This is a genomic window from Enterococcus sp. LJL51 (genome assembly GCF_054871795.1).
Genome location: NZ_JBTXLW010000023.1, coordinates 1 through 26841, shown reverse-complemented (window position 1 = coordinate 26841; position 26841 = coordinate 1). Strand labels below are relative to the sequence as shown.

15 protein-coding genes are annotated in these 26841 nt (G+C 39.3%); 4 read left to right on the top strand and 11 right to left on the bottom strand.

Features of this window, described 5'->3' with window-relative positions; all coding sequences use genetic code 11:
* Positions 1–10: 10 nt before the first annotated feature.
* From ACYSNQ_RS16305 to ACYSNQ_RS16285, 5 genes are all read right to left on the bottom strand, one after another.
* Positions 11–1498, bottom strand: coding sequence for a helix-turn-helix domain-containing protein (locus tag ACYSNQ_RS16305; RefSeq protein ID WP_426084648.1), 1488 nt, complete (start codon positions 1496–1498; stop codon positions 11–13).
* Positions 1488–2816, bottom strand: coding sequence for an FAD-dependent oxidoreductase (locus tag ACYSNQ_RS16300; RefSeq protein ID WP_426084647.1), 1329 nt, complete (start codon positions 2814–2816; stop codon positions 1488–1490). The genes ACYSNQ_RS16305 and ACYSNQ_RS16300 overlap by 11 nt, the downstream gene beginning before the upstream one ends.
* A gap of 991 nt (positions 2817–3807) precedes the next feature.
* A complete protein-coding gene (locus tag ACYSNQ_RS16295) occupies positions 3808–4566 on the bottom strand; it encodes an alpha/beta fold hydrolase (RefSeq protein ID WP_426084646.1) in 759 nt (252 codons plus the stop codon).
* Positions 4567–4839: 273 nt separating this feature from the next.
* Positions 4840–5658 (bottom strand): TraX family protein, encoded by an 819-nt coding sequence (locus ACYSNQ_RS16290; protein WP_426084645.1) that lies wholly within the window; start codon positions 5656–5658, stop codon positions 4840–4842.
* Positions 5659–5744: 86 nt separating this feature from the next.
* On the bottom strand, positions 5745–7424 hold the full coding sequence (locus ACYSNQ_RS16285; protein ID WP_426084672.1) for a MutS-related protein: 1680 nt from the start codon (positions 7422–7424) through the stop codon (positions 5745–5747).
* 413 nt (positions 7425–7837) lie between these two features.
* Here ACYSNQ_RS16285 and ACYSNQ_RS16280 point away from each other — a divergent pair, with 413 nt between their 5' ends.
* The 3 genes from ACYSNQ_RS16280 to ACYSNQ_RS16270 all read left to right on the top strand — a co-directional run bounded on the left by ACYSNQ_RS16280 (position 7838) and on the right by ACYSNQ_RS16270 (position 11276).
* A complete protein-coding gene (locus ACYSNQ_RS16280) occupies positions 7838–8236 on the top strand; it encodes a VOC family protein (RefSeq protein ID WP_426084644.1) in 399 nt (132 codons plus the stop codon).
* 439 nt (positions 8237–8675) lie between these two features.
* On the top strand, positions 8676–10151 hold the full coding sequence (locus tag ACYSNQ_RS16275; RefSeq protein ID WP_426084643.1) for an SdrD B-like domain-containing protein: 1476 nt from the start codon (positions 8676–8678) through the stop codon (positions 10149–10151).
* Positions 10152–10637: 486 nt separating this feature from the next.
* The gene (locus ACYSNQ_RS16270; RefSeq protein ID WP_426084642.1) at positions 10638–11276 is read left to right on the top strand and encodes a VanZ family protein; all 639 of its coding nucleotides are present in this window, start codon (positions 10638–10640) and stop codon (positions 11274–11276) included.
* A 111-nt stretch (positions 11277–11387) separates the two neighbouring features.
* Here the strand turns inward: ACYSNQ_RS16270 and rpmG are convergent, their stop codons facing one another.
* The 5 genes from rpmG to ACYSNQ_RS16245 all read right to left on the bottom strand — a co-directional run bounded on the left by rpmG (position 11388) and on the right by ACYSNQ_RS16245 (position 18660).
* Positions 11388–11537, bottom strand: a complete 150-nt coding sequence (rpmG, locus tag ACYSNQ_RS16265; protein ID WP_426084641.1) for a 50S ribosomal protein L33 — start codon at positions 11535–11537, stop codon at positions 11388–11390.
* 127 nt (positions 11538–11664) lie between these two features.
* Complete coding sequence (locus tag ACYSNQ_RS16260) at positions 11665–13803, bottom strand: peptidoglycan D,D-transpeptidase FtsI family protein (protein ID WP_426084640.1); 2139 nt, start codon at positions 13801–13803, stop codon at positions 11665–11667.
* A 407-nt stretch (positions 13804–14210) separates the two neighbouring features.
* The gene (gene thrS / locus ACYSNQ_RS16255) at positions 14211–16148 is read right to left on the bottom strand and encodes a threonine--tRNA ligase (protein ID WP_426084639.1); all 1938 of its coding nucleotides are present in this window, start codon (positions 16146–16148) and stop codon (positions 14211–14213) included.
* A 573-nt stretch (positions 16149–16721) separates the two neighbouring features.
* Entirely contained in the window at positions 16722–16901 is a 180-nt protein-coding gene (locus ACYSNQ_RS16250; RefSeq protein ID WP_426084638.1) for a 2-hydroxymuconate tautomerase, read from the bottom strand.
* A gap of 262 nt (positions 16902–17163) precedes the next feature.
* Positions 17164–18660, bottom strand: a complete 1497-nt coding sequence (locus ACYSNQ_RS16245) for a L,D-transpeptidase family protein (RefSeq protein WP_426084637.1) — start codon at positions 18658–18660, stop codon at positions 17164–17166.
* 410 nt (positions 18661–19070) lie between these two features.
* Here ACYSNQ_RS16245 and ACYSNQ_RS16240 point away from each other — a divergent pair, with 410 nt between their 5' ends.
* A complete protein-coding gene (locus tag ACYSNQ_RS16240) occupies positions 19071–19652 on the top strand; it encodes a YdcF family protein (RefSeq protein ID WP_426084636.1) in 582 nt (193 codons plus the stop codon).
* A gap of 71 nt (positions 19653–19723) precedes the next feature.
* On the opposite strand, the gene ACYSNQ_RS16235 is transcribed toward ACYSNQ_RS16240, so the two are convergent.
* Positions 19724–26841, bottom strand: a 7118-nt coding sequence (locus ACYSNQ_RS16235; protein ID WP_426084635.1) for an isopeptide-forming domain-containing fimbrial protein, incomplete at its 5' end; no start/stop codon positions are given.

Genomic DNA, 26841 nt, shown 5'->3' with positions numbered 1-26841 from the left:
GGAAATTGACTTATGTCCCGGACTTGTTCTGCTTTTCATATAAGCTTCTGATTTTCTTTTTAATCTGGGAAATATCATAGGCTGACCCCAGCTCAGACAAAACATAAACGGAATGCTCTGCTAGATGACTATTTTCCCCAAAAGAGTTGGTAATGACCAAATCATAGCGCTTATTTTCTTTATACCCTTCCACGGTTACCCCGTTAATATTTTTCAAACTGAGCATTAATACCTGAGTCATCACGTCTCTATACAGAGGATCCATTTTTAAGTCAATCCCTATCTGCAGCTCTACCATCATTTCAAAATCAATGACAGCCAATACACTCAGATACTTAATCAGCGACCATTCATGAAGACTGTTTCCCTGCTGGTACGCTTCCCCAAAAAAGGACAGGCTTTGCTTCAGCAGCTCATGGGAAAATTCAAGCAAGTGATGCCCCGACAGCTTCTCTTCCTTTTCCCAAATATTATCTTGCTCAAAAAGCTCCAATTCTCCTGTAAAAAAGTATAGCCGGTTGTGGATTTGAGAAAAATAATAGAATATTTTCTTCTCTAACGCTGGAATAAATTTCTGCGGACGATAATACAAAATCACCCGCTCCAGTAAAAAGGTATCTGCCAGCGAAGTAGGGCTTCTTCGCCCCCTCATCATTCCATAATCAGCAAAATCCTCTTCTGATAAAACGAACATGCTTGTTAGAAAAACAAAATGAAGCTGACTTTCGTTCTCATCAATATCAATTGGATAACGGCTGAAAAAACGGATAACAAAGGAACGCAGACTTTGATACAACGGATCCTGCTCATACTCCAGCATTTTCCTTCTTAAAAGTTCGTGCTTTTTATCATTCACTGGAATTCTTTTTTTGCTGATTGTCAGCCACAAACTGATTTTCAGTTTGCTATTTTCAGTAAAATTCATCGCCAAAGCTTTTTCAAGAGCCTCAATAATCCGAAAATTCTGGGCAGTCAATGTCAGTTTTTGATGCTGCTCATAAGGTGTTAAAAACCAGTAAATCTGAAAATAAAAATAGCGAATCTGCAGCTCCTCACCTTTTAGACGGCCATTTCGAATTTGAATATCAAATTCCTTCAACAGTTGGTTCAGTTCTTTAATTTTTCTAAAAAGCGATGACTCGCTAATCATAAATTTAGTCGTCAGCTGAACAATCGTAAACTCCCGATATTGAAATAAATAATTAATCAGCTGGAATTTTAACGAGCTTTGAAGATAATCTCCGATAACTGTACTGATACTGAAGTGATCGGTAAAGTCTACCTTTACCTGACGGCCATCATAAAATAACCTGCAGTCTTTTTCATAAGGCTTCAAATAGTATCCCAGTTCGCTGATGTCACTTTCTAGAGAGGCTTTGGAAATGCCTAAATAGCTGATTAAAATCTCTTCCGAAACGGTTCCCCCTGACAAAATCGCCTTTTTCAATAGTTGAACTTCCCGGGCTTCTTTTTTATCCAGCAGCTCCTCAATCTTCATGTTGTTCACTCCATAGCCCAGCTACCCCCAAATGATTCGTAATATCTAATATATTGGTGAAGAAGGGGTGAAACAGATAATCCTTTTGATACAGCTCCACTAATGTTTGTCCCACTTGAATACTCAACGCCAATGTATTAATTTTCTCTAAAATATCCACTTTAGAAACAAGCTGTGCACCTAATAATTTTTTGGTGCTTTTTTCAAAAATCAATTTTCCCGAAATCATTTCTTCTGAAAACAATGCCGCTTTCTGAGTGAGGTGTACAGCTGCGACCTCCTCCGGATAAAATAAACTCTCTGCTTCGGTCAGCCCTGTACTTCCAATGTAATACTCTCCCAGCTTAGTCCCTATTGTCCGTAAAGAACCCGTAAATTCGACCGCAGGATCAATAAGATTTTCAGCGACCGTCAGTCCGGTCCGTACAGCATTATTCACTAAAGGAATGTACACTGACTCTGTATCAAGAGAATGTCGAATCTGAATACAATCCCCTACTGCAAAGACATCTTTTTGAGAAGTCTGCAAGTAATTATCCACCAAAATAGTCCCATCCATATGACGCTCCACCCGCTTATCAAGATAAGCTAAGTCAGGACGAACATTCATTGCAAAAACTGCACCGTCACATTGATAGTTTCCTTTTCTAGTTTTAATAGATAGTTGCTCCTGCTCCACGATTTCTTCCACGGTTTCGTTGAAGTGGAACTGAACTCCTGCTTGCTTCATGTCTTCCTGTACAGGCAAAATCATCTCTTGATCAAAATATTTAAACAGCAAATAATCCATGCTTTCAAACAAATGGATGTCCTTTTTCAGCTTTAATAAGCTGTCTATTGCCTCACCACCTATTTGTCCGCCGCCAATAACAGCTACAGACTGACTATCAGCTAAAACATCCAGTGAATGACTACTTCCCTCTAAAAACTTGTATTTCAGTACTTTTGACGAGTTGCTTCCCGGAATTTGACGGGACCATTGACTAGAGCCAGTCGCTAGAACTAGTTTATCAAAGGCAATCTGAAATTCCGTTCCCTCTTTTTCATATTTTAGATAATGAAGTACTGTATCAACAGCCGTCACTTCGGCGGCTAAACATAAATCGATGCCCTGCTGCCTCAGCTGTCCAGGAGTGATATAACGAGCCTCCTGCAGCTGCTCTACTTGTCCGTCAGCCCAAAGATTCAAGCCTCCAGGTAAAAAGCCGATATCTGCCTGCTTATCCAAAAGCTGAACAGAAGCTTCTTTGTACTTTTGTCTAATTCCTATTGCAGCTGCTATACCTGCAAAGGATGCACCAATGATTACTACGTTCATCTGGACTCCTCTTTTCCCAATTAACCGCTTTCTTTTAGAATATCATATCTTCCTGAAATGCCCCAAAAAAAGACGCTTTAACAGTTAAGCTGCTGCACTCTCCCAATAGACTTCTTTACCTAAAGTAATATTTCTTATTGCAGTAACAGCTCTCTTTAGGTATACTATACGTGCAGGATAGAAATATTTCACTTAATATAAATAAAAAAGGCTCTTCTCTATCTGACGCCAATCAGATAGTCGAAGATTTGTACAACAGCTGCCACTGTGATGCAAAAGCCAATAGTTCGTTAATTATTCTTTCTTTTTCATGCCTGAAACTCCTTTGGAAGGCTGAGTTTTTTGCCTTTCCCCTGTTTTCAGATTGATTCAGAACCAGATTATTTGTTGTTCAACTATTGACAGTATCAGAGCATATAGCTTATGGTACTGTCTTTTTTTCTATCCTGTTAGCAGTATTGAAGGAGCTTTATTACAGCAGAAGGAAGAATAGCTTTCCTTTGAACACGATTTTCCCTTTACAGATTCATAAGCTCGATGTTTTTATCCCAAAATCTGTTCACAGGTCCCTTGTTTTCCAACAAAATAAAAAAGCACTCCATCATTCGGCGCCAACCAAATAATGGAGTATCGACTGGAAAGCTGCCACTCTCCAGCCGAGTTGCCCTTTGCCAGTACCAGAGTACCAACGGTCTTTATTGTACCTAATTTCTTAAAAAATATCTAGTTATCGTAGACTATTTCTAAGAAAATAGGCAATAAATCTTACTTGTTACTTTGAAAAAGCAAATTGCATGTGTGTACTCCTAAGTTTTTATTCTATCTGCTGTTTAACCTCCTTCAATCCTATTTTAATTGTTTTATTTTTCCTAACTATTAAGAATTGGCAGACGGTATCAATAACTGCTGCCTATTTTTATGAAAAAGCCTTTCTTATCACGCCCATATACAATCGAATCAGATTATTTCTTATAGCAAAGCTAATAACTCGCTATTTCAGACTTTCAGCCAAAAATTCAGCAACCGTATCCATCAGACTTCCCTGAACCAGATGCCCTTCACCTGTTCCCGTTAAAAAGCGGCTGCCAGCTGCGAAAGGCTGTGTCTTGACCAATGCCTGAAAATCAGTCATATCTTCATACGGAATTTTTACATCTTCTGTGCCATGCCAGAATAGAATTGGTCTGCTTTGCAGCTTTTCAGGCATTCTAGATAAATCATAATTTCCAACCCAGCTCAATAGCAACGGGAGATCCTCCGGTACGTACACATCCATTTCCTTGGCCTTTCTCATCACTCTCTGAATATATCTTCCCGGATAAGGGGTTCCCATCAGGCAAACAGCGGCTTGAATTTCAGGATGCTGTGTAAGTAAAGCACAAGTAGTAATTCCTCCCATTGAAACACCACCTACCCCCACCTTATTTCCTTCAACTAGCCCTAAACGCTGAAAGAAACGAAGAATAACGGAGAATTCAATGACATTATATTGAATGCTTGACCAAAAAGTAATGGACGGAATCATCGATACCGCCCCTGTTTTCCGCTCGCCATGATTCATCGCATCTGGAAGAACGACTCGAAAGCCTTTCGCCGCCAGTTTACGAGCCTGTGTCAGCGACAGCTCCTTTGCCGACTGCCAGCCATGATAATAGACAATTAACGGCAGCGGTTGTGTCTTTGCCGACTCGGAGACGACCTCCAATACAGGAATTTTCTCCACATAACGATGACGTACACTTATTTTCATGATTTTTACCTCAGTTTCTTTTATTCCTTCTATTTTAACATCAGAAGACAAAAAAAGACGAGTACGGGCTATTATTCCTCCACGTACTCCTCTAAAATTAACCATGAACAAACAGCCAGCTGGAAAAGAATTGCTGAATATTCTTTAAGCTTTATAAAAATACTAAACAAAATTACTTAACATCCAGAATGGGGAATCTCTACTTCATAATGTGAAAAAGTCTTGCTTATTCCTCAATAACTATCCACTCAGCTCTAGTCTCGTTCCTCAGATTTATGAATAGAAATGATTGAAAATAAAAACAGCAAAAAGATACAGCAGCCAGATATGAGCTGGATAGAAAACATAGAAAAACTGCTTCATCCCTTTGCCCCTCTCTCCATTGTACAGCGCTATCGGAATGATTGAAAAAATCATCATCCACTGAGTATTCGCCGTAAAAAGCTCCTGAAGATTTGATGCAGCGAACAGCAGACTAACAGCAGCGATTGCCACACACTGCAGCACCCGTTTATTTCTTAACAAATACAGCAAAGTAGCTAGATAAACCATGATGAAATTCTCAGTAAAAATCAGAGTTGGAAAAACGAGACCTATGCTGACTCCAGGAACAATGGTCGCTGGATTACTCATTAACAGCAGTGCTATTCCAGATAAAAGAATCGGCAGCAGCATACATAATAACCCCAAAGCGAATTTGTGAATGTTCTTTTTAAAGTAGCCTTCCTTAATTAAATCTGTTCCGTACATAGCAAGTACAGCGACAAATAAATCCGCAAAAATATTGTTGACCAATCCCATATCCCCTAAAGGAAATAACCGCTGTATCACAAAATTCCCTGCACCCATGACCCAAAAACCAATCAATAGACGCTGTAAATATTTTTGTTTGTTACGGGTATGACTAAACCCTTCCGCACTAACAAAAAAGAACAGTGTCGCAACGGGACGTCCAAACCAATCAATCCAGTCTGGCGCTCCCATCAACGCAAACATTTCATGAATATGGTCGATAAACATCAAGATAATACCCAAAATCTTTAAATCAAAAATCGTAAAACCTCTATTTTGTTTCTCTAATTGTCTGTCCATTGTTGACCTCCTCGCTTGGATTATAGCCCAGAGGCAGCGAAATAAACAGGAACAACATTATTAGATGATGTGACAAAAATGATAGCTTAGACTGTCGGGGTATTCAAAATATTCCATAGTCTGTGCTTATCGAAGAAAGCTGCTTCTTCCTTCGCAGAGTCTACAATAACTTTGGGATAGGACATTACTTGTAATAATTCCAAAGCATTTCTTGTTTTTGCTGCGCCCGACCTTACTTGATAATCAAAGCTAATGCCATCAGCTTCTATCTGCTCTTCAAAATGCAGGTTTGTACAACTATACTTCAGAATTTCCGTCAGCTCAATATCATGAGTCGCAACAAAAGCAATAGATGGGTAGTCCTTTAACCAGTCAATAATACTGGCTGATGCCGCAATTCGTTCAATTGTGTTGGTTCCTTTAAGGATTTCGTCAATAAAGCAATAACAATGTTCACCTGTAGCAACCTGATCCAGAACCCGTTTAATTGATTTGATTTCAGCAACAAAATAACTGTCTCCTTCAAATAAATCATCCTCTACTGCCATCGATGTCAGCACGTGCCCCCGCTGCATTAAAAAGTGGTCTGCAGCAGCTGTATGAATTGTTTGTGCCAAAATGCAGTTGATTGCAACACTCTTGACATAGGTTGACTTGCCGGAAGCGTTTGATCCAGTTACCAATGTGTTGTTTTCCCATGCCACTGGATTAACTACCGCAGAAGCAGACAAAAGCGGATGATAGCTGTTTTCTGCAGAAACTCCTCCAGTCTGGAACTTTGGTACCGCTGTTTTCGGCATATACAAGCGGAAATTTAATACAGCGTAGGCTGCTTCCAGCTCTCCCAATAAATCCCACAGAATAATTGCTTCTTTATTATGCTTTGCCAAACGTCTTAACGCAAAATGATACGAAATAAAAGGCAGCATAAACATAATATTTATATAATCAAAAAGCATTTCAGCTTCTGAGTTTGATTTTACTCGAAAAGAGACTGCAAAAGTCAGAATACTTTTTAAAGGCGTCAGATTGCTTTTTAGCTGCTGCTGTACAGGAGTTTCTATTTTACTGATAGCCTTAGCCGTTCCAAGTCCTTGAACAAAATAACGCATGCTGTTCAGCTCTGTCTCTAGTCGTTCCTTCTTACTCAAATAGTAAAAGGTATTTAAACAAATGCTGCCTACTAATAGGTACAAACCAAATACCTGACCAAAAGCCAAAATTCCTGCTCCAATTAGAGGGAGGATGCCGAAAAACACATAAAGATAAAAATGCGGCAGCTCTTTTCCAGCGGCTTCAGATAAATAGTGCTTTACAAAGTTTTTATCCTTTTTACCCAACTGGCCAAATCGAAACTGAATAGCCGCTCTTTTTTCCGGTTGTTCCTCATAAAATGCAATTAACTCCTCCAGCTTTTCAACAGACTGATCATTAAAATCGAAATTTCTCAACCGCTGATATAAGGCCTCAGATCCAATGCTGGAATAGGTTCCATTCACAGCCTCAAACACCTCTGTCATATCCAAATCATACCAAGTGATATCATCTATTTCACTTTCAAATTTCTGATAGGTCTGCGCAATTTTCCATGCATCCTTTAAGCTGTCTTCGTGATCGAATCTACTCCATACAGGTGCTTTTCCCCATTGCTGTTTAATCTTTTCACGAAGCTTATAATTTGTACGCCATTCAAGAAACAAGATGATTATTACTACTGCAACGCTCAAACCTATAACATACCATACCCGTTGATCCACATTTTTCATCCTTTTCATTTTTTATTATTAATCTTATCACTGATGCTGTGTAAGCAGCCGGCTATTTTTACCACGAAAGCTAATATAGCCTTCCCCTCAGCCCACTTAAAAATATAGCGTATCCGCTCTGACTTTACTAAACGAAGCAGCGCAATCCTTCAGCACCACAATTATTTATTACAGCTTTAAAATCAGCAGCCAAGATTCACAGAACTATACATACAGCATCAAGTAGAACTGACACAATACTTATTAAATAAGAGTTATCTATAAGTGTACCACTACCAAAATCAAAGTAAATGCCTCTGGCGGATAAATAAACATCAAGATGACTATCACCTTACTGAGCATGACCTTTGACAAATAGTCCGCTGCATGAGATTCTCTGCATGTAATTAAAGAAAGAAAAGAGGAGGATTTTTATGTCAACAATGGTTTTTGTGAACTTCCCTGTGTCTGATTTATCTCGTTCTGTAGAATTTTATCAACAGCTGGGCTTTACTCAAAACAAAGAATTCTCAACTGAGGAAACAAGTTCCATGGTATGGGATGACAATTTCTGGATTATGCTGCTCACTCATGACTTCTATCAAAAATTTATTAAGGATAAAACAATAGCGGATACCCGCACCACAAGCGGTGCTCTAATTGCTTTTAGCATGGAAAGCGCTGAAGCAGTGAAAAAATTTGGTGAAACTGCCAAAAAGAACGGCGGGGATTTCTTCCATGTAGACATGGGTATTCCTGAAAGTCAGATGTATGGTCTGGAAGTTCTCGATCCTGATGGAAACACCCTTGAACCTAATTGGATGGCGATTTAAATAAAGCGTGTCTAAAACGCTAGCGACGAATATTTGAAACGTGTTAGGAAACATCGGCAGAAACACTCGCTGATACGCCGCATAAGCGGTGCTCTTTTCTTAATCATTAAAAAATCCGCCCTGAAACTTTCAGATGCGTTTTTCTTCAGTATGAGACCGGCTTCTGTATATTGTCAAAGATATCTTATTCACGAGCCTAGATATTTTCCAAATGCTCCCCTCGTTTTTCGTCACCATTACTGATTTTACACAGAAAATTTATAAGTCCTTAAATGTAGCAAAAGTCTTGAAAAGTAAAAATAACTTTTCAAGACTTTTGTTTTTCATATTAAGAAAATAATAATTGTACAATAACAATTGTTATTGTATTCGTTTACGAACCTTGCTATGATTGAAAGTGTCACTCTTTTTCATAAATCATTATTTAGGGGGAGTTAATGTGAAAAAATATGTTTATTTACTGCTTTTTCTTTCAGCAACACTATTTTCTTTCTTGGCTGGGCAACCTGCACCTGCTAAAGCTGCTTGGAGTCCTTCGATTTATACAATTACTGGAAATAAGTTTATTGATGTCAAAAGAGATGGTATTTTCACTCTTTCAGAGGGAGATTTACCTGTTAAAAATCAGCGGATTGAACTTTATAAAACTGCTTTGGATGCTCAAAATCAGACTAACTTATTCAAAGCTGCAACAACAAGTGCGGTAGGAACGTATAGCTTCAGCGGCTTGCAGAAAGGAACCTACTATATCCGTTATGACGAAAATAACGGTTATGCTCCGCTAATTCAATCACAGACTTACTATGATGCGCTCGGCAAACCTTTTTCTGGTATTCTGGAAATAAAGGTTAATTCATTATTAGTAAGTGCCAACCTAGCAGTGACAAAATCCGCTAATTTGAATTTTCATGTTTTTAGCGATTTGAACAGCAACGGCATGATGGATTCAACAGAAAAAAGGGAAAATAATAAAACAATGGTTATCGTGAATCTTACCAAAACCAGTGAAGCTCTTAATAATGGCGGACTTGGCGATATCAATCAAGCAGAGTTGATCGGCCAAGCGATGAAAGGCTCCATTACTATTGGCGACGGCGCGATTCAATTGCTGACAACCAAAAATAACCAGCCTATTCAGCTTCCTGATTCAGAAAGCGGTATCTATGTCGCCTTCCGTTCTCCTTTCAACCTGAAGCTAAGCGAGCTCATTGTTAACCTTCCTAAGATTAACGCATTATTGGATATCATTCTTTCGTCCAATGATTTTGCTCAGCTAATCGATAATCCTGACTTAATCTCAACTGGAGATATTACAACAACGCCTGATTATGATTATTTAAAAGATTTATCTGATTTCTTCTCAACAGCATTACATGAAGTCGATCAGTTAAATCTTGATCAATATCTTGGTTCAGATATTTCTACTTTGATTGCTAAAGGTCAAAATATTAGCAAACTTATTAGAAATTTTCCAGCAATGCGCTTTATCTCAGTAGATGTCTGGGGAAATTCTTACGATTTAACGAATTTCCAAGTTCAAAAAACGGCTGATTTCTTCTACGGTATTCGTCCATACGTGACCATTAAAGGAACCGTCTTTGACGATTTGAACGGAGATGGTGTTCGGAATGGATTGACCGAACCCTTACATGCGATTCCTGTAACAGCTTATGACAAAAATGGTAGAAAGCTTTCTACTGTTATATCTCCTGAACGTTTAGGAACATATACACTGAAAGAATTGCCTTACGATCAGGATATTTATCTGGTAGCTGAAACAGATATTCCAACAACTACTATTCAAACAAATATTCCAGCTGCTTTGTCCGGTAAACAGATTATCGCTGTTTATCACTTGTCTTCTCTTGAAGCAGAATCAACAATTTCTCAGAATATTGCTTTAAGACCAAACTAAATACGCTTCAAAAGATAGTGACACACGAAATGATTTTGCTAGTTTCAAGAGATTGTGGCAGAGTGTCCAGCTCTGAGAGACCAGTAGGTATTGTTCACCACTAGCTCGTACTTCGCTGTGTTTTTCAGTAATAAGCCGAATCATCCGAAAATTTTCAAGCGACACTGCGGGGGAATCAGAGCACAGAGAGCTTTTTCTCTACGAGTCTAACGATTCCCGAGAAAAGGGTTAAGTTCTTACAAGCTTGCTTACAGTTCTCACTTCGCTTCAATCCTCAAAGAATGGCGGCATTTAACACACTGTTTATTTGATTTTTGGGATCTGAGACAATGATATGTCTCAGATCTTTTTTTGTCTTCCTCTAGCTTTACTTACTTTTTCAGCGTACCTGTTGTTATTCATTATAGGAGAACTCCTACTAGAGGCGGATTTTTAACGAGAAAAATTTTGTTATCCTTATATATGTAAATAGAAAGGAGGATACTTATGGAAGCACAACAGCTTACATTTTTTGATGCATTAATGGACTTATTTATCGTGAACCCCATATGTCTTATCGGAGTCATTATTCTAGCAGGATTACTAATTTGGAGCTTAAAAGGGGAGCAAGTTTCAACCAAAATAAGCGTTTCTTTAGCTTCTTTATTATTGTTGTATTATTTATTCATTTCCTTAGTCAATGTTTTTGGTATCGCAACGCTTAGGGATTTTTCAAGACTTGGAGATTTAGGTGAATCTGTTTTTAATCCTAACATTGAACTAATCCCTTTTACAGATGGTTTTAGTCTTAGCTTTCTTCTAAATATTGTTGCTTTTATGCCGATTGGCTTTTTATTGCCGTTTATTAGCCCCGCTTTTAAGAATATAAAAAAAGTTATCTTATCAGGCCTACTACTTTCTCTCACAATCGAAATTAGCCAGCTGTTTACCTTGTATCGCGCAACAGATATTAATGATTTACTGACCAATACCTTAGGCGTCTTACTAGGTTATTGCTGTTATCTTTTGATTGCAAAGCTATTTCTAAAAAATAAAAAAGACCTTAGCTCAACAAATAAGCGCCTGCAGCTTTTACCGCCAGTTGTTTTACTGATTGGTTTTCTAACCATATTCTTACTTTTTTAAAGTTTTTTTCACCCTAAATGATGTCCTTACAGCAATTTTTAGCTGAAAAATACTTATCCCATAAAAAAACAGGCAGCCTTCTGCAAAGGCTGCCTGTTTTCTACTAAATTCTTATTTAGTTTCACGGTGTAAAGTAACTTTTCTTTCACGTGGACAATATTTATTCTTTTCCAAACGATCTGGATGGTTACGTTTATTTTTGCTTGTAAGGTAGTTGCGTTCTTTACAAGAAGTGCATTCTAAAGTGATGTTTACGCGCATTTCTATTCCCTCCTATACTGTATTCATTTGATCCTAAGATGTTTCTTAGCCTTAGATATCATACCATGATTTATTCTTAATTTCCAGTCCTTTTATCAAATTTGTAAAGGAGAACTACTTTACAAAATTATTGCTTATACATTTCGACATAAGCATTGATGATATCCTTAGCAAGGTACTGATTCATTTTATAGTTTTCAGCTGTATTGCTTATATTAGGCAAAATCACACTTACCGCAAGCTCAGGATCCTCATACGGTCCATAAGCAATGACATTACTGTTAATCGTTTCATGCAGCTCGCCCGTTTTTTCATCCTTGTAGAACGTTTCAGCCGTACCTGTTTTAGCAGCAATCGGCATGTTCGTATCACTCATATATTTACCAGTTGTAAAATTATGATTCCCATAGACTACATCATGAAATCCTTGTTGAATCAGCTTCATTTGGTCCGCACTGATATCCACTTCGTTTAAAAGCTTTGGCTGTGTTTCTTTTACCAGTTCACCTAATGTACCGTCTGGATTATTACCATAAATCCCCTGAACCAGATAAGCAGCCATCCGTTTGCCGTCGTTTGCTACAGTTCCTACATATTGTGCCAGTTGCAAGGCTGTATAAGTATCATACTGACCAAAGGACAAATCAAGCAGGCTACCCGCACTTGGCGGATCCTGATACTCCCCTTTGAAATCCGTATTGACAATACCAGTTGATTCTCCCGGAAGGTCAATCCCGGTGGAGACTCCCATGCCATACTCGCCATAGGCTTTTCTCAAAATATCAAACACTCTTGAATCACCAGTATTGTAAGGAACACTCATCCCATAACTGTATTCAGTACCCAGCATTTTGAACACCAGCTGCATCATATACGCATTCGAAGAGTATTCCAGTGCTTGTTCAGCAGAAATTGGTATCTTATTATTCAGTAACTGGTTGAAGTTCGAAGATTTTAAGCCGCTCCCGCCAATTTGAATGGGCTCATCAATAAGTACTTCATTTCCTTGAATCACACCCGATTGATAGCCGGCAGTAAGTGTTGCTCCCTTAACGACCGATCCAGGTACAAATGCATCACTGACCGCACCTAACGGATTAGCTGTCAGCTCTCCTGTTTCAACATCGCGGTTAAATCCAACTAATGCGCGAATTGCTCCGGTTTTAGGGTTGGTTATTGCTACATATACTCCGCCGGAATAAGGTGCATTGCCGCTGGCTACCAGCTGTTCATAATGGGACTTAACAACTTCTTCTGCCTTCTTTTGAAACTCCAAATCTATTGTCAGTTTAATATTTTGTCCTTTTTCACCTTCAGATACCAACGTCTGGCTGGCTACTTTTCCATCACTGCCAAGAACAATCTCAGATTTTGATTTGATTCCTTGTAAAACAGACTCATATTGTTTTTCTAGGTAGCTGGTTCCCACCCGATCATTTCTAGCATAACCTTTAGCGAGATATTCATCCGCTTCTTCAGCCGGCAAACCAGCTTTTTCTGTTGAAATCGTTCCAAGAATACTTCTAAGCTCTTCTCCCTGAGGATATTCTCTCGTCCAGTCTGTCCCCGTAGAAACCCCGGGAATATCCGCTATATTTTCACCAATAACCGCTACTTCTTCATCTGTTACTCCTTCACTCTTGATAAAGGTTGTATTCAGCTCTGAAACAGCGCTCATCCGTTTAAAGATAGTCGCAGCTTTAAGAGTTTTTTCGTCGAAATTAATTTCTTCAGGCGTCACTTTTTCTACAGTTAAGGCGTATAGCGTTCCCTGATCAGTAATCACATTTCCTTTTTCGTCTTTCTTATCTTCATCAGTCAGGCGCTCCTGTGCCGCTTTTAGATGCTCTTTATCCGCTAACCAGAAATCTTTTTTATCACGTTCGGTTAATTCATCAGCAGGAACATCTACTAAACTGTTCACACGATTCGCAATCTCTAGAAGATCCGCTGATTGAACATTCTTCCCTCGAGTATAGGTAATTGCCAAATTAGATTTATTGCTGACCAGAACCGCTCCTGAAGCATCATAGATTTCTCCTCTGGGCGCACCGCTTTGAACAACTAAATCAGAGCTCTGAGCAATTCTCTCTGAAAAACTGGTTCCTTCTGCAATTTGCAGATAAGCCAGCCGTACAATTAAAGAAACAAATAAACCGAAGATTACAAAAAATAATAGGTTTAAGCGAAAAGGGATATGAGATTTTCTGGCCTTATATGTACTAGGTTCTTCCTGTGTCTTTTTCCATTTATCTAAAAAATTCATTTTTTATCGTTATCCTTTCAAGTAGAAAAGTCCTGCCTTCTATTCTAACGAAAAATTAGAGAAAATCATAGTCAAATCAGCAAGCTTAAATAAATTATTTATTTTTCTTAAAACATTTTTTATCCAGAAATTTAGGAATAGTCTATTGCTCTGTATCAATCAGCATTACTCAGGACATTTTTAGACCTTTTAGGCAAAACGGATTGCATCTCCTACATTTTTCGAGATTTTCCTCATCTTAGTTATACCAAGATGAGATAGAAACAACTATTCATCTAGTTTTGTTTTTTAATTCAAATAAACGACAAGACAAAAGTATCTCACTCCTTTTTATTTCTCAGAGTTAAATACCTTTGTCTTGATTTTTTATTTAGTTAGTTGTAGTAGCTAAATAGAGAGCTTCAGCACTAACGGCTAAAGTTTTTAACTTCTGCTGCCATGCTTTCAACAAAAATATTTAAATCTTCGATAGCTGTTTCCTTGCTGCCGTATCGGCGGATGTTGACTGTTACCTCAGCAACCTCCTTATCGCCAACAACGACCTGGTAAGGAACTTTTTGTGTTTGAGAAGCGCGGATTTTGTATCCCATTTTCTCATTACGGTCATCCACTTCTACTCTCAACCCTTCTGCTTGAAGCCGTTCCTTAATTTCATAAGCATAGTCTGAGTGAGCATCAACAGAAACCGGAATAATCGTTGCTTGGATTGGCGCCAGCCAAGTTGGAAAGGCACCTTTATAAACCTCTGTCAGATAAGCAACAAAACGCTCCATTGTTGAAACAATTCCCCGATGGATAACAACCGGACGATGCGTATTTTCGCCATCTTCACCTACATAAGTCAAATCAAAACGCTCAGGCAGTAAGAAATCAAGCTGGATTGTTGATAATGTTTCTTCCATTCCAAGTGCTGTTTTAACCTGTACATCCAGTTTTGGACCATAAAAGGCTGCTTCGCCGTCAGCTTCAAAGTAGTCAAGCTCCATTTCATCCATAGCCGCCTTCAGCATTGTCTGAGCCTTTTCCCACATTGCATCATCATCAAAATATTTATCTGTATTATTAGGATCACGATAGCTTAAACGGAACCGGTAATCAGTAATATTAAAATCTGCATATACTGCTACCATCAACTCCAATGTCCGCTTGAATTCTTCTTTAATTTGGTCTGGACGAACAAAGGTATGTCCGTCATTCAAAGTCATTTCACGCACACGCTGTAGACCTGATAAAGCGCCGGATTTTTCATAGCGGTGCATCATACCCAACTCCGCAATCCGAATTGGCAGTTCACGATAGCTGTGGATATCATTTTTATAAACCATCATATGGTGAGGACAGTTCATCGGGCGTAATACAAGCATTTCACCGTCTCCCATGTCCATTGGCGGGAACATATCTTCATGATAGTGGTCCCAGTGTCCAGATGTCTTATACAAATTCACGTCAGCCATAATTGGTGTGTACACATGCTGATACCCCAGACTAATCTCTTTATCTGTGATATAACGTTCAATTGTGCGACGGATAGTTGCTCCTTTAGGCAGCCAAAACGGTAAGCCGGAACCAACCTCTTGAGAAATCATAAATAAATCTAATTCTTTTCCTAATTTACGATGGTCTCTTTCTTTCGCCTCTTCCCGCAGCTTAATAAACTCTTTCAAGTCTTTCTTATCAAAGAATGCTGTTCCATAGATCCGCTGCATCATATGGTTATCAGAGCTTCCACGCCAGTAAGCACCTGCTACTGACAACAGCTTGAACACTTGTATTCTGCCAGTTGAAGGAACATGTACACCTCGGCATAAATCAACAAAATCTCCCTGATCATAGACCGTTATCACTTCATCATCCGGCAGTTCGCTAATCAGTTCAACCTTGTAAGGATCATCAGCGAACAATGACAAGGCTTCTTCCTTCGTTACGACCTTGCGTACGATTGGATTGTTTTCCTTAACAATCTTCATCATTTCAGCTTCAATCGCTGGCAAATCTTCTACAGTTACCGGCGATTCACCATTATCTGTATCATAATAAAAACCGCTATCAATCGCTGGTCCAACACCAAACTTGATATTAGGAAACAGGCGGCGTAAAGCATTCGCCATCAAATGTGCAGTTGAATGGCGCAGAATACCTAGCGCATCTTCATGATCTGGCGTAACAATTTCAATCGTTCCATCCTCTTCGATTGGCCGGTCCAAGTCGATAAGCTCCCCATTAAACTTTCCTGCCAAAGCCTTTTTACCTAAACTATTACTAATGCTTTTAGCGATTTCCAGTGTAGAAATGCCAGCCTCAAACTCTTTAACTGCTCCATCTGGAAAAGTAATTTTAATTGTCATTTTTTCTTCCTCCTTAAACTATTCATGATTGAAAAGAATCGTTTCACTTAAGATATCTCTATTCACTTTTTGATTAGATGAAACGAGGACTCAGATTACTGAATCTCCGTTTAAATTAGCTTTAGAACTTCAAGTTCAAGAGCTCTTCGCTCGCCAAGTACTGTTCATCATCTACTCTGGCTTTGCCAGTCGTAGTGATTCACAGCAAAAAATCCTAGTATCTGCAAACAGATACTAGGACGAAAAGTTCGTGGTTCCACCTAATTTTAAATAAAGCAAATAAGCTCTATTCCTCAAAAAGTATTAACGGTTCAACCGCCTTTGTTTCAACAAAGGTTTCAAAAGTGGTCATCCCCTGCACTAGTCTGGAAAAATTTCAGCATGATTTTCCTCTCTGTTAAGACTGTTCTCAAGTTCAGTTGTCTTTTTCTTCAATCAATTATGTTTTAATTTAATCACTTCTCTAAGTAAAAAGCAAGCCTTTACTTTGGCAATTTCTTTTTCAATGATTAAAAATGATTGGTTCCCGCAAAATAACCTGTTGGCTCGTCCTATTCAATTGATTTCAGCGTATTACTTTTTCCAAGCTCCTCCTTGTGCATAGCGCCCTTTCTTCATCTCATTCACAATTACATGAATATTCTGCTCTGGTGCTCCAGTATTTTTGGAAACCACTTCTGTAATTTCCTTAACCATATTGGTCAGCTGCTCTTCACTACGTCCTTCGACTAATTCAACGTGGATAAACGGCATATCATTTCCTCCCATAGATTTATTCAACTATTTCTTTCATTTCAAATATTATACTCTAAAACTTAATTTTAGTATTGTAGTTTGATACTACTGTAGCAACAGGATTTCCAGATTAGTTGAGAGAACAGCTTTTTAGTATGAGGTCATCAAAAAAAGAACCCAAGTCCTCTGTACCGACCTCTAAAAGTTAGATTTTCAGGTCTAACTTTTTAGGGTCACTACAACACGCTACTCAGGTTCTTTTAAGCTATTATCCTTTTATCTATACTGGTGTGCCGTAATCCACAGGCTTATCAAACTCACCAGGTGCATCATCATATATGTGTCCGTAAATGATAACCGGCATTCCTGGATAAGAAGCCGCAAATATCTGTGCCATTGCTTCTCCGGGAGTATTGATACAGCCGTTGCTGCCAAAGTTTGTTTTGTAAGCTTCCTTATTTCCAAAGTATTCTGCCTTGTAGTCCGCATCATGAATACCAATTTGTGTAACTACTCCGCCATAACTCAACAGCGGCATCCAGTAATTAACAGGTACACTGTATTCTGAACCATCCAACATTGAGCCTTCCAGATTTGTATCTGTATCTTTGTAAAGAATAGTATGGAATCCTGGCACAGTTGCCGTTCCTTTATTATAACGTCCAGTGATTACAGATGTTTCAACTGTTTTCACACCATCTTGAAAGAAGTACATCATTTGATTGTTTAAATCAATCTCTACATAGGTTTTATTCACCACTGTGGATTGGTTCACATCCCCATCAATAACTGCAGCAACTGCCTCTTCTGCATTAGCACTTTCTAACGCTTGAACAATTAAGTTAGCTGTTTCAGCGATATTTATCGACCAGCCATAACTGCCATTATTTTTGAACTGTCTAGTTTCTCCATGGACATTTGTAAAAGTAATTGGCAATGAGCTGGAAGAGTATTCCGGACTAATCGCAGTAACCCAAGCTTCAACTGCTGCTGGATCGACATTCCCTTCATCATTGATAAATCCCTGTTGTGCTTCTTTAGGGATTTCCAGTGACTTATCATTAATAGTCAGCGTAACTTTTTTATTTTCTTTTTGTGACAGCGTAGTCAACTGATTTTTTAACTCTTCACTACTCTGAAGCACAGCTGGTTTTTGATAAAAATCTTTTACACTATAACTATAATTCCCAGAATTTTTTTCTACATCTGTAAGAATCTTATTTTTAAGAGCTTCTTTGTCAACGATTGTACCATACTGTTCTGGAACAATTTGAAAGCCTGTATCCAAACGTTGAATATGAGCATCCTGACTTGGTGTTCCTTCTGCAAATGTCAACTCGTCCAGTTTTGTGCTAAGTTCACTTTTAAAGGAGTCATTCACTGGAAGATTGATTGCTTGTTTACTAATATTTTTATTCAAAAATTCTTCTGTGACACTGTATTTTTCCGGAAGCTGGATGGTATGTTTTTGTCCATCAGCCAATTCTATCGTGATTTCTTCCGAACCATTAAGCTCTTCTAGTTTCTTTTGAGCAGCTTCAACATTTAACCAACCAATATCTACGCCGTTTGCATTTGCCGTAGGTAAAAAATGCGACTGAAAAAAGATAAAACCAACTAGTAAAATACCTGTAAAAACAGTAATAGCAGCTATCAAAGGTACCGCTATTGACTTTCTTTTAGGCTTTCCACTTTTAGGAACTTTCGGTTTTTGAGTATTTTTTGTTTGAGTCTGCTGATTCCTAGCAGAACGAGTAGTTAAATTATTTTCATCCATTTTATCTATCTTCCTTTTTTAATTATCTATAACAGAGAACATAAACATCAGCTATTTTAAACTTATCCGTTCATTTTCCTATGACCTACACATTTTTCTATTCTACCATAAATAGATGAACTATCGTAGTATTTCTTTGTGCATTTTTTTAATTTATTAGGAAAATATTATTAATTATTATCACGTATCGCTTAATTCTTAACTACCTGTTACTCAAGCATATAAGAATCTATAGACAATTGCTACTTATATGCTTGAATCTTCTTAACCCTTTTCACAATCTTCTTGTTTTTTAATATTGAAAACTAAGAGATTCTAAAATTGTTAAAAATTTACTTAAACCCTTTAAAAATCCCACTATTTTAAACTAAAATACTCTAAACTAAAAATTGGAGAAAGAAGGAGATAACATGAAAAAAATTAGGTTCTTTTTGTTATTTATGATCATTGTTGGCATTTTATATACTGGTTCACTATTTTTTATGATTTTAAAAGGTACAAAAGAACAGCCGGCTAATCAGCCAGACACCATACTGATTTTAGGCGCACAGGTCAGAGGCTCCAGTAAAGAGACCGCTTATCCCAGTACGGTTCTGACAGAGCGTCTGGACACAGCTTTACCTTTCATAAATAAAAATCCTAACTCAATCATTATCGTATGTGGCGGACAAGGAGCAGATGAACCCGATTCTGAAGCAAATGTTATGGCTGATTATTTGATTGACAAAGGAATTGATGCTGACCGACTCATCAGAGAAGATAGTTCTACCCGAACAAAAGAAAATATAGTGAACGCCCAGAAAAAAAGAGAGCTGGGAAAAACAGTTATTGTTACAAGTGATTTTCATATCTACCGTTCAAAGCTGTTGGCTCGTCGATTAGGAATTAAAGAGATTAGCGGTTTACCTGCCGTTTCACATTCTTCAGTTACACCCAATATGTATTTAAGGGAAATTATTGCTTTGGGATATGCGGTCATTTTTGATTGGTAATGTTAGGTGCTTTATTAGTATAAACAAAGAGCTGTAAGAAATGAGTTCATTTCTTACAGCTCTTTTTACCATTATTTTTTCACAGCTTTTTTATTCTTCCCTTGAAGATACATCCCAACTGCACTTACCAGAAGTAGATAGCCCAGCATAGAAACTGTTGTCTCCTGCTCTCCTGTGTTCGGAAGTCTGCGGGTAGGGCTTGCGCTTCCTGTAGTATTCGTGCTTGGCAATAAAGTTGTACTGCCTGTATTAGGCAACGTGATGCCAGGGTTACTAGGATTTGGATTTGGTATTACTGGTGTATTGATTTCTTTTCCTGTCACAGTCACACTATCTTGACTTCCTACAGGATTGCCCAGTTCATCCTGACCAGTCACATTGGCAATATTTACAATTTGCTGTTGATGCTGTATACCTGTAGCCTTCACTTTAAAGCGAATATCCCAAACCTCACCTGCTAACATTTCTGCCCTGCTGTAGGTAAAGGTATTATCAGACCAGTGAAGCTCATCAGTAACTTCTTTTCCATCTACTTTTGTTGAACCACTAACATAGACAAGTCCTGCCGGCAGCTGATCCACCACTCGCGGATTGATGACTTTTCCACCTGGGATTGTATTGTTGCGCACAACTAGACGGTACTCAAATTCTTCATTCAAGCCAATTGTTTTATCTGCTTCTTTTCCAAAGTCTGTGTCATTTGCTGTCTTCACACTCTTTTCCAAACTTAAATCAGGTGTGGTTACAGCAGTGATTACGACATCATCTTCATCTGTATGCTGCGTACCGTTTACATCACTTCCAGAAACAGAAGCAAGGTTTGGTATATCGCCTACCTTGTTTACAGTTACAGTAAACTCAATCGTCAGCTTTGTACCTCCGGCAAATGGCGATGGTAACGGATAAGTTAGTTCATTATTACTCCAAACCTCGTCACTGATTAGCTCTCCATTCACCTTAGTAGTTCCGGCTTTATAAGTCAGACCCTCCATCAATGTGTCCATTACAATTCCGTTGTATACATTGCCAGTACCAGCCTCACCGTTAGTTACAACCAGGCGATACGTTACATCGTTCCCCTGCTTAACTTTAGTATTTCCAACAACTGATTTGGTAATCTGCGGATCTGCTGGTTTATAGATAGTCACTTCATTTGAAGGAATCTTAGGCGTAGAAGTTTCTGTCTCACCATACGATGGCACCTTCCCTTCCACATGCCCAATGTTTGTACTAATTCCTTGAGAAGCTGCTGTTACTGTTACATCAAAGCTAATTATCTTACTGCTGTTTTCCTGCAGCGTGCCAATATCCAAAGTCAGCTGTTGACCAGAGATATTGCTGTTTGAAGCAAGATTTCCATCAATTGTTAAGGTACCCGGAACAAATATCAACCCTTCAGGGATTGCATCTGTAACTGTTACATTCTTCACTTCAGAAAGCTCTTGGGTAATATTTTCAACAATTAGGTTGTACTTAATTACTGTCCCAACAGCAACAACCTGAGTATGCAGATCCAGCGTATTATCCGCTGACTTAACTTCTTTAGTAATCTGCAGTTCTCCCGGACCGCGAATCACTGCCACCTCTGCATTATCTGAATCTTGATATGTCGTTACAGCGTCACTGTCAGTTCCAGATACCTTAGCGGTATTACGAATAGTTCCTAACTGATCAGAAATAACTCGTACCTTAAAGGTAATGGTAATTGTTTCTCCCCCTTTGAATTCTGCCGGAAGGGCATAATTCAACGTGTTGCCAGACCAGCCGGCTTTACTGTCAGTCACATTTACTCCGTCTACTTTTGTTGATTTTTGCACGTATTCTAATCCCGTAGGCAAAGTATCCGTTACTGTCCCCGCGTGTAGAGAACCCGTTGCATCATCAAGTCCATTTCGAACAATCAACTGATACTCGAATTCTTCCCCATTAATTACTTGTGGAAGATCATCACGGCTATTTCCAGCTGTATCAAGGACTGTTTTCTCAATAGTAGGAGCTGGTTTTTTATGATTTACCACATCATCTTGGATTTCATCAAGTGGATTCCAATTTCCCGCCAAGTCAGCAACACTACCTATGGCTGTAGCAATATTCTCTAAAGCCCCCTTGGCAGCTGCTGTCACTTCAACATCAAAAGTAATTGTACTTGTTTGACTTTCCAAAAGGTTTCCTACATTAACTTTTAAAACCTGACCACTAACCAGGTTGTCTGGTCTCGTCTGATTGTCTACTTTTAATGAGCCTTTTTGATAAATCAATCCTACTGGAATGTCATCCTTAACAATGACATCTCTGACTTCGGATGGATCTGTTATTGTATTTTTAACTACAACTGTATACGTAATAATATCGCCTACAGATACTATTTTATTGTCAATATTTGCACCGTTCTTACTTACTGTTTTTTCTAGGGCAAGTTCCCCCGCTGTCCGAACAGTCGTAATATCTGCTGAGTCATCGTCTGTATACGTTTGACCATCTGCATCTTCTCCAGATACATCTGCTATGTTGATAATAGCTCCCAGCGTATCAGTCTCAACTCTAACTTTAAATTCAATGGTTACAGCTGCACCGCCCTTCATAGGTGTCGGCAAGGCCACGCTCAAGGTTTCACCTGTCCAGCTGCTTTCTGCGATTACTTGGTTATTTACCATAGTTGTATTCGGCACATGACTTAATCCGACAGGCAGAGCATCTGTTACCACTCCATCAATCAAATCGCCAGTGTTTGTGCCGCCATTTGTTACAACTAAGCGGTAGGTTACTTCCCCGCCTTTGATTGTCGTACCATTTGTCGGCGAAACAATTGTTTTCTCAATCATCGGTTCTGGTGCTCTGTGAACAACCACCTCGTTTGATGGTTTTTCCGGCAAGGTTTCAACTGGTTCTCTTGGATCTGGTGTAACTGCTCCCGTTACTACTGCTTGATTAATACTTGATACTTCAGAGGCATTCGTGACTTTTACCAAGAAACTAATTGTCGCACTCTGCCCTTCTGTTAACTCTTTGTTCAGGGCTACTTCCAGATTTTGTCCGGAAATGTTTGGATTTAAAACAGCCTGCCCATCGATTTCCAAAGAACCTGTTTGATAAAGCAGTCCTGCTGGAATAGTATCCTTAACAAGAATATTGCTTACTGTAGAAGGTTCTGTCGCTGTATTCGTTACAACTAATGTGTAGCGAATAACATCATCCACCTGAACAATCTTGTCATTCAAATCAATTGCACCTGCTTCATCCAAAACAGCTTTCTGAATGTTCAATGCACCTGCCCCGCGAACAACATCTATATCGGCATCATCTGTATCTGTATAATCAGTCGTTCCATCACGGTCTTCACCAGTTACCTCTGCATTGTTCTTAATAATGCCTAGCTCACTGACAGTAGCTGCATACAATACTTCTACCTCAAAGGTAATCACTTTGGCAGCTCCACCAGCGAATTCTGCCGGTAAAGTATACGTAAAGCTATTTCCGTTCCAAACCGCTGCTGCATCAGAAACTGGCACTTGATCAACTTTTGTTGTATTCGGAACATAGCTTAGACCTGCTGGCAAGCTATCTGTTACTGTTCCATTGTATAACGTACCTGTTGTACTTGCCGTTCCATTAGTCACAACCAGCTGGTACGTAAAAGTATTTCCTTTCGCAAGCTGTTCAGTCGCTGTAGCTACTTGACCATTCTTTGTTAATACATCTTTTTCAATCTTGGGTTCCGGCTGTTTATGGTTTTCTACATCATCTGTCACTTCATTGGATGGCGTTTCATTTCCATTGACGTCTGTCACTTTTCCGACTGCAGAGGCAACATTGACAACAGACCCCTTCGCATCAGCAGTTACTTGAACATCAAAAGTGATTTCACGCGTCTCGTTTTCCTGTAGAGAACCAATTTCCACACTCAGATCTTGTCCAGTGACTGAACTATCCGGTGTAGACACACCATCAACCTTCAGTGTACCTGCCTGATAAATTAAACCTGACGGAATCACATCTTTAACCGTGATAGCCTTCACTTCTGATGGCTCAGCTACGATATTTTTTACAACAATTGTATACGTAATAATATCGCCAACGGCCACTACTTTATTATCAATATCTACAGTACCCTTGCTGACAGCTTTGGTTAAAGCTAATGATCCTGGTTTTTTCATTGTAGTAATGTCAACGGTATCATCATCAGTGTAATTTCCCTGACCGTTCATATCCTGACCAGAAACCTCTGCTGTGTTTGGAATCACTCCAATAGTTGTTGTATCTACTTTTACTTTAAATTCAATGGTTGCAGTTGCTCCGCCAGCCATTGGTGTCGGTAAAACAGCAGTTAATGCTTCACCCGACCAGCTGCTTTCAGCAACAGGACTTCCATTTAATGTTGTTGTGTTAGCAACATGCTTTAACCCTGCTGGTAAACTGTCAGTAACTACGCCGTTTGTCATCGTACCCGTATTTGCATCACCGTTTGTTACAACCAAACGATAAGTTACTTCATCACCATTCATAACAATGCCATTTGCAGGCGTAACAACTGTTTTTTCAATTGTCGGATTCGGTGCTCGGTAGTTCAGCACCTCATCATCATCGGTACTATCGCCTTCTGTACCATCTGGGTAAGTGACCTTACCAGTTACATCGGCGATATTGGTAATTTCACCTTTTGCTGTTGCTGTCACCTTAACCTTAAATGTAATTGTCTTCGTTTCATTTTCCAACAGTGTACCAACATTGATACTCAAATTTTGTCCTTGAATATGACTGTCCGGATACGCTGTACCATCTACAGCTAAGCTGCCTGCTTGATAAATCAATCCCTCTGGGATTGCATCTGTGATTGTTACTTCACGCACTTCGGATGGATCTGCTACTGTATTTTTCACAATCAGTGTGTATTCGATAACTTCATCTACACCGACCACTGACTGATTGCCTACATCTACGGATTTCTCCAGTGACAATGCTCCTGGTTTTCTTACCGTTGTAATATCGGCAGTGTCATTGTCTGTATAATCTTTTCCAGTTGTCGGATTTCCGTTGCCGTTGATGTCTTTTCCGGCAACGACTGCTGTATTTGGAATCACACCAATGAAATCTGTTTCCACTGTTACTTGGAACTCTATCGTCGCTGTTGCACCACCTAGCATTGGATCTGGCAGAGTCACAGTTAGATTTTCCCCATTCCAGCTGCTTTCTGCTACTACCTTGCCATCTATCGTGGTTGTATTTGCCACATGAACAAGACCTGATGGTAAGCTATCCGTTACTGTTCCAACTGTCAGTGTCCCTGTTTTGGCGTCACCATTGGTGACTACTAAGCGATACGTTACCTTATCGCCTTTTCTCACTTCACCGCTGGCAGGACTAACCACTGATTTTTCAATCGTTGGTGCTGGTGCTTTATGCGTAACCACTTCATTTGATGTTTCTTCAATCGGCTGATTTGGTTCTCGTGGATCTGGTGTTATTTCTCCCGATGCAATCCCTTTGTTCACACTACGAACAGCGGATACATCGGTCACTGTTACGAGGAAGCTAACAGTTAAACTTTCGTTTTCCTGAAGCGTTTTTCCAGTATTAACAATTAATTTATTGGTTCCATCTACATTTCCTGTAGCTAGCTGTCCATCTACTGTTACAGAACCAGAAACAAAATCGAGTCCTTCCGGTAATTGGTCAGTCACAACAACATTCTTCACTTCTGAAGGTGCTGTTTCTGTATTCTTGACAATAATCGAGTAGCGAATCGTTTCGCCTACCTGTATTACCGTATCATGTAAATCTGTGGAGCCTGCTTGATCCAGTACTTTTTTCTCAACAGCTAGTGTACCTGGCCCATGAACGATTTCAACCTCTACTGTGTCTTCATCTTTATAATCAGGTGTCCCCGATTTATCTTCTCCTGAAACCTTCGCTGTATTCGGGATAAGCCCTAACGCTGCACTAGCCTCTACTTCGACTTCAAAGACTAGCGTAATCGTTTCACCACCCTTGAATTCTGATGGTAAAGCATAAGTCAGTTCATTCCCGCTCCATCCTGCTACTGAATCTGAAACAGGAAGCCCATCTACAACAGTCGAATTTTGTACATATTTAATTCCAGCTGGCAGTTTATCTGTTACTGTTCCGTTGTACAGGCTACCTGTTGTATCAGCTTGGCCATTAGTAATAACTAGTTGATACTTGAAACGGTTGCCATTCGTCACCTGTTCTGTAGCTCCGGCAACTTGGCCATCTTTTGTTAACACGTCTTTTTCAATTTTTGGTTCCGGCTGCTTATAGTTCAGCACCTCATCATCATCGGTACTATCGCCTTCTGTACCATCTGGGTAAGTGACCTTACCAGTTACATCGGCTATATTGGTAATTTCACCTTTCGCTGTTGCTGTCACCTTAACCTTAAATGTAATTGTCTTCGTTTCATTTTCCAGCAGTGTACCAACATTGATACTCAAATTTTGTCCTTGAATATGGCTGTCCGGATACGCTGTACCATCTACAGCTAAGCTGCCTGGTTGATAAATCAATCCCTCTGGGATTGCATCTGTGATTGTTACTTCACGCACTTCGGATGGATCTGCTACTGTATTTTTCACAATCAGTGTGTATTCGATAACTTCATCTACACCGACCACTGACTGATTGCCTACATCTACGGATTTCTCCAGTGACAATGCTCCTGGTTTTCTTACCGTTGTAATATCGGCAGTGTCATTGTCTGTATAATCTTTTCCAGTTGTCGGATTTCCGTTGCCGTTGATGTCTTTTCCGGCAACGACTGCTGTATTTGGAATCACACCAATGAAATCTGTTTCCACTGTTACTTGGAACTCTATCGTCGCTGTTGCACCACCTAGCATTGGATCTGGCAGAGTCACAGTTAGATTTTCCCCATTCCAGCTGCTTTCTGCTACTACCTTGCCATCTATCGTGGTTGTATTTGCCACATGAACAAGACCTGATGGTAAGCTATCCGTTACTGTTCCAACTGTCAGTGTCCCTGTTTTGGCGTCACCATTGGTGACTACTAAGCGATACGTTACCTTATCGCCTTTTCTCACTTCACCGCTGGCAGGACTAACCACTGATTTTTCAATCGTTGGTGCTGGTGCTTTATGCGTAACCACTTCATTTGATGTTTCTTCAATCGGCTGATTTGGTTCTCGTGGATCTGGTGTTATTTCTCCCGATGCAA